Origin of the sequence: Sphaerochaeta sp. S2 (assembly GCF_016406725.1) — a bacterium.
Taxonomy (GTDB): Bacteria; Spirochaetota; Spirochaetia; order Sphaerochaetales; family Sphaerochaetaceae; genus Sphaerochaeta.
This window is the reverse complement of the sequence record NZ_JAEKNT010000374.1, coordinates 1-4238: the sequence shown is the minus strand read 5'-3', so window position 1 is coordinate 4238 and position 4238 is coordinate 1. Positions and strand designations below refer to the sequence as shown.

Sequence of the window (4238 nt, the reverse complement as noted above, 5' to 3'; positions counted from 1 at the left end):
GTACTGAAGAAATCCATGGCCAAGAAACCGGCAATGCAATCATTCTCCCTGCCTGATGATGACAAGGGGCCCAAGTTCACATGGGAGACTGTCATCGAGGTTGTTCGTCCAAGCAAGTTGGCCTTTCGTGGCCCGCGTAGGGATGAGCACCAGGACAGGGGAGGGTGGAAACCTCCTGTGCAGAATAAACATATAGTAGAGGATGTGCCGTCCAGTGGTGGGAGCTTTGCCGATTTCCTGAAGGCCAGTGAGGAACGAAAAAAACGCGATAAGAAAAGAAAATAGGGTAAAATCTGTTATAATAAAAACATTTTGTTAAACTATAGACATATTTGTAACTTTCTGCTACTCTTCCTGCATCACAGGAGGAGTGTATGCGCGTAGGTATTGTTGGATTTGGGAAGATGGGGAAACTCATCCGCTCTGAAGCCTTGAAGCGGGGGCATACGATTGCCGCTGTTATTGACCCGATCTGTCAGGAGAGCGAAGTCACTGCAAATCAGGTCAGTAGTGAGCAATTAAGTGAGTGCGAGGTAGTCATCGATTTCACCCACCCTTCAGTGGTTGTGGACCATATCATCCTCTATGCAAAACTCGGCATTCCTGCAGTCATCGGGACAACAGGCTGGTATGACAGGATACCTGAACTACAAGAGATCGTAGCACAAGCAGGTGGTGCCATCATCTATAGCGGAAACTACTCGCTGGGAGTGGCGCTCTTCATGCAGGTGGTGAAGGAAGCATCCAGACTTTTCGCAAAAAGCGGTCTCTATGATCCATTCCTGACGGAAATCCATCATGCACAGAAGGCGGACAGTCCTTCAGGTACTGCAGAGATGCTGGGTTCGTTGGTGTTGGAAAACTATCAGGATAAACGCATAGTGGAGAAGGAGACCCTGCACCACAAGAGGGAAGATGAAACCATTCATCTTGCCTCAGTAAGGGGCGGCTGGGTTCCTGGAACACACACTGTCTACTTTGACAGTCCACAGGACACAATCGAATTGACACATAGAGCCCGATCACGGGAAGGCTTTGCCGTGGGGGCTGTACAGGCAGCTGCCTGGATCACATCAGGTCGCAAGGGATTTTTTAGCCTTGATGACATGCTCGAAGATGTATATCTATCAGTGGAGAAGACACAATGAGAGACATTAATTTCAAAGGGGTACATACTGCCCTGATCACCCCATTCACCAAGAAGGACAATCTGGACGAGGAACGTCTTGAGGAACTCATCGAAGCACAGATCACCAGTGGCGTGAATGGTCTGGTCCCCTGCGGAACAACCGGGGAAAGCCCAACCCTCAGTCACGATGAACATGACCAGATGATCGCAATGACCGTCAAGTTTGCGAATGGCAGGGTTCCTGTCATTGCCGGTACAGGCTCTAATGCGACCAGTGAGGCAGTGAGGCTTTCAAGGCATGCACAGCAGGTTGGGGCAGACGCAGTACTCTTGGTCAATCCGTATTACAACAAGCCTACCCAGAAGGGGTTGTACTACCACTTCAAGGCAATTGCAGACAGTGTCGATATCCCCTGTATCCTCTACAATATCAAGGGAAGAACCGGTGTAAACATTGAGACAGAGACCGTAAAGGCACTCAGTGATGCGTGCTCCAACATCGTCGGTGTGAAGGAAGCCAGTGGAAGCCTGGAGCAGATGCGCTCTGTCATTGATGCAACCCATGGCAAGTTCCATGTACTCAGCGGAGATGACAATCTCTCCATTCCCTTGGTGGAAAGTGGTGGGGATGGTGTTGTGTCGGTTGCCTCAAACATTGCTCCCGGGTATATTTCAAAGATGATCCACTTGGCCCTCGAGGGTAAGTGGGAGCAGGCAAGGGAGATGGAAGCGAATCTCAGTGGTTTCTTCAAGGCATGTTTCCTTGAAACCAATCCGATTCCCATCAAGACGGCAATGGCCCGCTATGGTTGGTGCGAGGAGTCCTTCAGGCTTCCTATCTGCACCTTTGAACGTGAAGAGAATAGAAATGCCCTCTACGAAGAGCTGGACAAGCTTGAAGCATTGGGCGCAATCATAAGGAGATAAGTGTACATGGCGACAATCAATACGAACTTCCAAAAGCTGGCGAGCGGATACCTCTTCCCTGAGATAGCCCGCAGGACCAAGGTATGGCAGGAATCGAACCCGGGAGTCGAGGTACTCCGCCTCGGCATCGGGAACACTACCGAAGCCCTTCCTCCTGCGGTCTGCGATGCAATGAGAGAGAAAATTAAGAAGCTCTCTGACCGTGCAACCTACTCAGGATATGGAGATGAGCAAGGTGATACAGCTCTTCGGGAAGCCTTGGTTCGTTACTATGGACGCTATGGTGTGGAACTCAAGAGCACGGAGTTTTTTGTAAGCGACGGAGCCAAGAGTGATGCTGCAAATATCCAGGATCTCTTTTCCTCTGAGAATGTCGTTGCTATCCAGGACCCAGCCTATCCAGTGTATGTTGACAGCAATGTTGTCGGGGGAAGGACCGGTCTATTCAACAAGGAAAAGGGTCTCTATGATGGATTTGTCTATCTCTCAAGTACAGAAGAGAATGGGTTCATACCCAGCCCTCCCGAGCAGAAGGTCGATCTTATCTATCTCTGCAGTCCGAACAACCCTACAGGTGCAGTAGCCACCCATGCACAGCTCAAGGCGTTTGTGGACTATGCAATCAAGAACAAGAGCATCATCATCTTCGACAGTGCCTATAGTGAGTATGTTACCGAGGAAGGCTACCCGAGAAGTATCTATGAGGTTGAAGGGGCAAAGCGTTGCGCCATTGAGATCAACAGCTTCTCCAAGTTCTCCGGTTTTACCGGTGTTCGCTTGGGGTGGACGATTGTCCCAGAGGAATTGGAGTGTGAGGATGCTCCCTCCGGTCTCTTGAACTCCATGTGGAATCGCCGACAGTGTACCTTCTTCAATGGAGCAAGCAATATTGCTCAAGCTGGTGGGCTTGCCGCCTTGGAAGGGGAAGGATACGACCAGAGCCGCGCATTGGTCGAGTACTACCTCGAGAATGCCAGAATCATACGGGAAGGACTGGAGAAAGTAGGCCTGAAAGTGTATGGTGGTGTAAATAGCCCGTACATCTGGACAAAAACCCCGAATGGTATGGATAGCTGGGAGTTCTTCGATATCCTGCTCGACAAATGCCATGTAGTGGTAACTCCAGGTGGGGGATTTGGGCCATCAGGTGCAGCATTCGTCCGTGTTTCCTCCTATGGACACCGTGAGAATGTGATCAAAGCCATGGCCCAGATAGAGGAGAACTTACAGGTATGAGTGAGAAAACACTTCCCATGGGGCATGGCGATTTGCTGGAACTTGCCTATCAGCTTCCCACACCCTTTTATTTATACGACGAGAAGGCAATCGTGGATAATGCCAGACAATTCAACCAACTCTTTTCATGGGCCCCAGGTTTCCGTAACTACTTCGCGGTAAAGGCCTGTCCTAATCCGACCATTCTCAAGCTTCTTGCCAAGGAAGGGTTCGGGGCTGACTGTTCCTCCCTTCCTGAGCTGTTGCTCAGCAAGGCAAGTGGAATCAGTGCTGAGAGAATCATGTTCACCAGCAATGATACCCCTGAAGAGGAGTTCCTCGCAGCCTATGAGCTTGGAGCCATCATCAATCTTGATGATATCACCCATATTGAGACACTTGAGAAAGCTATTGGAAAGGTTCCTGAGACCATCTGTTTCCGTTACAACCCGGGAAAGAACCGAACAGGAAATGCAATCATCGGAAACCCGGTGGAAGCAAAGTACGGCTTGACGGATGAGCAGATAGTGGAGAGCTACCGAATCATGCAAGAGAAGGGTGTAAAGCATTTTGGCTTGCATACCATGGTTGCTTCAAACGAGCTTGATGGTTCCTATATTGTTGAGACGGCCAGGATGCTCTTTGACCTGGCAGTGAGAATCAAGAAGGAAACAGGAATTGTCATTGAATTCATCGATATGGGTGGTGGCATCGGTATTCCCTACCGTCCTGATCAGGATGCAATGGATTTGCAGATGGTCAGTGATGGAATGAAGGCTCTCTACGATGAGATCATCGTACCTGCTGGTCTTGATCCTTTGCAGATTGTCTTTGAGTGCGGAAGGGTGATCACCGGTCCATATGGATACCTGGTGAGCAAGGTGTTGCATGTCACCAAGAAGTACAAGGACTATGTCGGACTCGATGCCTCCATGGCTGACTTGATGAGGCCGGCACTCTATGGTGC

4 protein-coding genes and 1 pseudogene are annotated in these 4238 nt (G+C 49.9%); all 5 read left to right on the top strand.

Annotated elements, in window-relative coordinates:
- Nucleotides 1–285: pseudogene (locus tag JF818_RS11015) on the top strand (DNA topoisomerase III); the annotation flags it as partial.
- Between the two features lie 89 nt (nucleotides 286–374).
- Entirely contained in the window at nucleotides 375–1148 is a 774-nt protein-coding gene (gene dapB / locus JF818_RS11010; protein WP_198892060.1) for a 4-hydroxy-tetrahydrodipicolinate reductase, read from the top strand.
- Nucleotides 1145–2056 (top strand): 4-hydroxy-tetrahydrodipicolinate synthase, encoded by a 912-nt coding sequence (gene dapA, locus JF818_RS11005; protein ID WP_198892059.1) that lies wholly within the window; start codon nucleotides 1145–1147, stop codon nucleotides 2054–2056. The genes dapB and dapA overlap by 4 nt, the downstream gene beginning before the upstream one ends.
- A 6-nt stretch (nucleotides 2057–2062) precedes the next feature.
- Nucleotides 2063–3292: an LL-diaminopimelate aminotransferase gene (locus tag JF818_RS11000; protein ID WP_198892058.1), complete on the top strand. Its 1230-nt coding sequence runs from the start codon at nucleotides 2063–2065 to the stop codon at nucleotides 3290–3292.
- Nucleotides 3289–4238: diaminopimelate decarboxylase (locus JF818_RS10995; protein WP_198892057.1), on the top strand; the 950-nt coding region annotated here is incomplete at its 3' end. The genes JF818_RS11000 and JF818_RS10995, both read left to right, overlap by 4 nt.